Consider the following 4,660-nt stretch of genomic DNA (forward strand, 5'->3'; position numbering starts at 1 on the left):
GTTCTTTTTCGCCCATGCTTTTAATTTCTTCAAGAAAACCTCTCCCATTGGACGTGGATTACCTGAGAATAAAGTATTTAACCCGTTATTTTTGATAATTTGATGACGCAACGCTAAACGTTCTTCATGATTTTCAGCCAAACGAATAGCGCGCTCAATATATTCATCAATCGTATTTGCAATCAGCCAATCCGGCAAACCTAAACGACGGAATAAACCTTCATCAATGTGTTCGTGTACTTCCGCTCCGGTTTTACAGATACCTACCAATCCCATGGTGACCATATCAATAATGCCATTAGTATTGCCGAACGGAAGTGGATTTAACATCATGTCACAATCCTTAATGAGGCCAAGATATTCTTGGTAAGGCGTTTGCTGATGTGCCGTCGCATCATCTCCTAAATACGATTTAATAAAACGAGCTACATATGGATGCGTAATACCATATGATTGTCCCAGCATAAAATGAAAATGTATTTTCACCGCTGCTTTATCTCTGATAATCCTTAATATTTCCAAGAAATACGGATTTAATTTCATCGTAGTCGCTGCAATACCAATATTGATAACTGCCGGATTCTCACGTAACACATATTCCACATTGGTCGGTGCAAAGGCTGATGGAACATAAGGCAACGCATCTTTTGGAAGACGTAAAAGAGTCTCACTAAAACAATCTTCAGAGCCAACATAATCATCTTCAACCACAACATATTCAATGAAGTCAGAATATGTTGTTGCCGGATGACCTAACGCAATGGCTTGAATTGGCGCAACACGGGTATTGCTGAGGAAGATAGATAACAAATCCATACCAATAGACGGCATATATAAGATTGCAGCTTGATTTTTTTCACAAATATCACGAACAAGCCCCATTCTACTATATATATGATCGTCATGAGGAGATAAAACGAACTCATCAAAAACAGCTCGTCCCTGTTCATCGATTCGCTCACTCCCAATACCAATTAAATAAAAATGTTCACGCGCAGCAATCATGGATGTTGAGTGAGTTCGGTAAATAGAGTGTGCCATGTTGAAATGTTCCAAGATAACAACCATTACCGGTTTTCCATCTCGATAACCAATTTGAGAAACATCAAGATCTTTCCAGCCACATAAGAAATGATTTCGGCGAATCACTGTGTTTAAGGCTTTTTTTACATCATGTTTATTTGGTGCAACATCATAGCTGCAATGCATATACACATCATGACAAATACTATTAGGTACAGAATTTAAATCAGATAATGTGGCAAGCTTTTCAGGGAACCATTGTAAAATCGCAGCGCGCTTTGAAAACGCAGCAGGCGTACCAATAAAGCGCCCTGATTGCAATGCAAAGCAAAGTGAAGCACAAACATCAGGCGCAATATTCCACAGCATATCTAAATTAAGATTTAGGTTAGACTCCGGAAAATACATAATGCAAAACTTCACTAAGGAGTCGCGATTAGACTCAAGCTCAACTTCCAAAGAGCCAGGAACCGGATTTTTGTTATAAACCTGTAAGATATGATCAGCATTAATATAACTTGAGCTTGCAAAAATCATCGCCATCCAACGTTGGAATGAGAAAAAACGCTGCATACCGATATCTGAAATGGTAAGTTCTTGATCAGTAAATAGTTTTGTAATGACATTCGCCATTCTGTGGCAAAAATAGACGACAAGATCCATATCAAGCGTTTCCGCTTGATATTGTTCAGGATAAGAAAACTCAATCTGACCTAAAAGCCCAAAATTGTCATCTAGCTCAGTTAAAATAGCTAATAAAATGCTACAAGCTCGTTCATAGTCTTTTTGTTCTACCGCTTGTTCTAACAATTCAATATTCGGTGAAATCACCTCAGCTTGTTCAGCAGTGACTTTTTTATTCATCCTAGCTCCTATAGCTAATTACGTGTTAAATGATTATGTATTAATACGTTTAAGTGTATCCCTACTTCATGAATAACCTTTTCAAACGATGACGTCAGACTATCAATCCGAATAGAGGTAATATTTGGATACCATAAATTGTTTCCACTTCCATATCCCCAACGCCAATCGCCAATAAAAGGCAAAAGTAACAATGTTTTCACTCCTAAAGCACCGGCCAAATGCGCAACTGATGTATCCACCGTCACAAGATAATCTAAATTAACTAAATAAGTAGCTGTTTCCCATAAGGTTTTTGCATTTTTGGCTAAATTTGGAATCTGATATTCAGCTAATAATTTTTTTTCTTCAAGATTGCATTCTTTCTGTAAGCAATACCAATTAGCCCCTTCTATATCAAATAAGAGTCTTAAAAGTTCAGGTTGGTGAATAGAACGAAAAGCATCATTTTCATGGGTGGGATTTCCTCGCCAAACAATCCCAATATTCAATTTATCAGGCATTTGTGAAATTTTCTTTTTTGCATTATCAATACTTTGCTGATCGATAAAAAGATAAGGATGACGCTTCACAATTTGATAAAAAGGAAGATCAATATATGCCATGATATCATGTGGAAAACTCCAATAATCAAAACCATCATCCAGCTCAAGATCGATCTTTTTACTATCAATCACGACATCAATATCCAGATGACTCTTCAATAATTTCACAACGGGAGTTTGTGCAATGAGTGTGATTTTTCTTACATTAAGTTGTTTTTTTAGTGCATAAGCTAATTGAGCAAACATCAACTCATCACCCAGACCGAATTCAGTCCAAATAACAAAATGTTTTCCCAATAAATTTTGCCCTTGCCATTTTTTTATTTGATGTACAGCTTTAGGGGGAGTTTTGGTTCTACGTGCATCAGACACCAAAGGTTGGCGCATTTTAAAACCTTTGCAATAATCTCCAGCCGTGATAACAGACAATGCCTTATATATTTCAATACCTTGATGATTAAAGCGTTGTTGAAAAGAAGCCCAACTTGCTTCAACCCCTTCAACTAATCCTAAGGTTTGATAAATATTGCAACGGTACATAATAGGCTCTATGGCAAAGGGAGATAATATTTCCATTTTATCAATCCATTGCAGTGCCATATCAAATGCTCTAGTTTCTAAAAAATAAGAAAGTTCTTGTTCATATACCTCATAGCTTTTATTCTGAACCACTTTCGAAAGTATTAAGATTGGGATCTCATCCGAAGAGGGAAAGATTTCTACAAACTCAGCCACTCTTTTCTTGAATTTATCAAATTGGAGATGACACTTTTTCGGCATTACAATAATACCGTTATTCTTCAAAACCCTCAGACAGCAAATAAAACTGCTGTAATTAAGACTGTAAGTTTCATCAACCAAAATAATATCGAAATGATTGGAAGGCAGCCCATGTAATTGATGAGGCTCTCCCATTTCCGGCGTCCAGTTTATTTTGTTTAAATTGGCTATGTAATTTTTATCAAAATTACTCAAAAAAGTAGGATCGCATAACAAAAGTGCGGTCATTTTTTCAGTAGTTTCAAAAGAAGTTTGTGTATTTTCCATAAGAAAAACCTGATAAAAATCGTGAGAGCTTACACTCTCACGATTTTATTTAGATTAGCGTTTACAATTAGCTATTGATTACCATTTGTAACCAACACCTGCCGCAACGCCTTTTTCGCCACTGCTGCTTGCTGCCATATTCAATTTGATAACAACTTTTCCGTTATCCGATGCGCGTGAGTAGCCCACAGCAACGGAAGCTGCACCACCTTGAGAACCTACAGCAGCACTAATCATTGAGTCACCGGCAGTATAAACTTGAGGCAATGCTGTTACTGCCATTGCATTAGCAGCGTAACCACGCATTTCCTTGTTCATCTTATCTACACGGTTGTTTAACTCATTGATCTTAGCCGGACTTCCTGCGACCTGATCTAATGCACGATTCAACTGACCTACAGTTGCGGCATCAGAATCTTTAACACCATCTCCCACATTGTGGATTTGGTTACCGCCCATATCAACGTTTGTACCGTTTTCAACTTTAACAGTATGACCAGCGCCACCTAAGGTTGCATTTTTCGCAGTCAAGTTGCCCGCAACTACAGTTCCTGCAGTCACTTTAGTTACGTTAATGTCATTAGTTAATGCTACAGTGATATTGCCACCAGTTTGACTGATCTTAATATTATCGCCTGCTTTAAATCTAACAACATTATTTGCTGCGTTGATGGTGGTTTCTGTTCCAGGTTCAGTCTGTAAAGTCCAACCTTTATCAACAGCTTGAAGCGCTTTTGACACTTTGCCATCAATGCCATTTGCTGTAGTCAATGCATTAGCTGCATCTGTTGCCGCTTTACCGGCTTTGGTATCTGCCGCTACCGCTTTAGCATCTGCCGCTTCAGCTTTCGCTACCGCACCATCAGCTTTAGCATCTGCCGCTACAGCTTTATCGTCTGCTGCTTTCGCTGCATCTTTAGCTTCGCCTGCTTTCGCTAATGCATCTGCTGCATCTGTTGCCGCTTTACCGGCTTTAGTATCAGCTGCTACCGCTTTAGCATCTGCCGCTTCAGCTTTCGCTACCGCACCATCAGCTTTGGTATCTGCCGCTACTGCTTTAGCATCTGCCGCTACAGCTTTATCGTCTGCTGCTTTCGCTGCATCTTTAGCTTCGCCTGCTTTCGCTAATGCATCTGCTGCATCTGTTGCCGCTTTACCGGCTTTAGTATCAGCTGCTACCG

Annotated in this window: 3 protein-coding genes; all 3 read right to left on the bottom strand. The window is 38.9% G+C overall.

Going from position 1 to position 4,660, the window contains the following annotated elements; all coding sequences use genetic code 11:
* Positions 1-1,887 (bottom strand): UDP-glucose:protein N-beta-glucosyltransferase (locus ACTHUT_RS14205; RefSeq protein ID WP_440418930.1); only part of this gene is annotated, 1,887 nt, incomplete at its 3' end.
* Positions 1,888-1,901: 14 nt separating this feature from the next.
* Positions 1,902-3,479, bottom strand: a complete 1,578-nt coding sequence (locus ACTHUT_RS14210) for a hypothetical protein (RefSeq protein ID WP_250599229.1) — start codon at positions 3,477-3,479, stop codon at positions 1,902-1,904.
* Positions 3,480-3,557: 78 nt separating this feature from the next.
* The coding region (locus ACTHUT_RS14215) for a YadA family autotransporter adhesin (protein WP_440418931.1) at positions 3,558-4,660 on the bottom strand (1,103 nt) is incomplete at its 5' end.

The sequence above is a fragment of the Neisseria sp. P0022.S010 genome, assembly GCF_051956635.1.